The organism is Pelagicoccus sp. SDUM812002, assembly GCF_031127835.1.
Taxonomy (GTDB): domain Bacteria; phylum Verrucomicrobiota; class Verrucomicrobiia; order Opitutales; family Opitutaceae; genus Pelagicoccus.
Map to the genome: position 1 here is coordinate 1 of NZ_JARXHX010000078.1, position 1,470 is coordinate 1,470.

The window sequence follows — 1,470 nt, forward strand, 5'->3', positions numbered from 1 at the left end:
ACCCCAGGACGACTCCACGCGCTCGAAGCTCAGCCCACCCAGGTTGCGGAACGCAAGGTTCGACTCCGAAAGCAATGGGCTCGCTCGCATGATACCTCGCTGACCCATCCGATTCATCGAACCCATAATCTTCCTTAAGATGTCAGCGTTGTGATACTCCCGCACCATCCCGTTGGTGACGTGCAAGTCCACGAAGCCATCGCAGTCCAAATCCTCGAAGCGAACCGACCAGGTCCAGTCAGTCCGAGCAACATCCGCAAGTGATGCAATCTCTAGAAAACGCTCCGTACCCGTGTTCAAATACAAGGCATTCCGCATGACCTGGGGTGCGACATCTTTGAGCCCTTTGCCCATCTCACGAGCTCTTGAGACCGCCATTCCCCGTTGATCTTTTTCATGAGTAGAGGGTGCCATGTCGCCCACTAGTAAGTCAAAACGGCCATCGTTATTCACGTCACCAATATCAGCGCCCATGGAGTAATAGGGCATAACTGGAACCAAGCTCTCCAAGACATCCTCGAACGTTCCGTCGCCAAGATTCCGATACAGCTTATCTGGATTCACGAAGTCATTTGCCACATACAAATCTGGGAGCAGGTCGCCGTCATAATCCCACCAAGTCGCCGAATGCCCAGCGGACACTCCTGCTATTCCTGATTGGTTCGAAACATCGGAGAAATAACCGTCACCGAGATTTCGATACAGGCGATCGGGCTGACCTTCAGGCGAAGCCAAGGCGTCTGATATATTTGTTTGTATATAAACATCTAACCACCCGTCGCGATCGTAATCGCAGAAGGCGGCCGATCCACTTGAATCCACCAAGTTCAGCCCGCGAACGTCTGCTTCCTCCTCGAAAGTTCCATCACCTTGGTTGATATAAAGTCGGTTTGGAGCTGCAAAACTAGTAACGAAAAGGTCAAGCCACCCATCGTTGTTCACATCAGCAAACACAGCACCTTGATCCCAACTCTCGGACGCTTCGTCGGTATCGCTGTCGAACCAATTTGTTATTCGTTTCGACCAAGAATCGTCGTTTTCGATCAGCCCTGCACTTTCTGTCACATCCTCGAAACGCATTTCGCCACGATTTCTGTAGAGCCGGGAACCGCCTGTCTTTACCGCGATGAAGACATCAGGAAATCCATCCCTATCGTAGTCCGCAACAGCGACTCCAGTGCCGATTGTGCCGTAAACCATCTCTTGGTAACGCTCGGTCCACATCCGCGGATCCTCATAACTGTTCACAACCGATAGCCCCGTTTTATCAGGATTCAAATTCGTAAACAACTGTGTCGCGCCGTTGGACTCTCTTTGCACAAAAAGTTCAGAGGAGATTCCAGCGTTTCCTTCGCAAAGAGCCGAAATCGCGAACAGAGCAATCGCGGAGCAAGCCGCTACGCGGTGCAGCCTCATCGCTCGCCTCCCTCCTGCCCGGCGTTCGAGAACAGCAGCGCCGGAGAGCCCAGC

General features: G+C 52.7%; 1 protein-coding gene. It reads right to left on the bottom strand.

Annotated features, from left to right (window positions below):
- Positions 1-1,416 (bottom strand): VCBS repeat-containing protein (locus tag QEH53_RS23705; RefSeq protein ID WP_309025716.1); only part of this gene is annotated, 1,416 nt, incomplete at its 3' end.
- Positions 1,417-1,470: the final 54 nt, after the last annotated feature.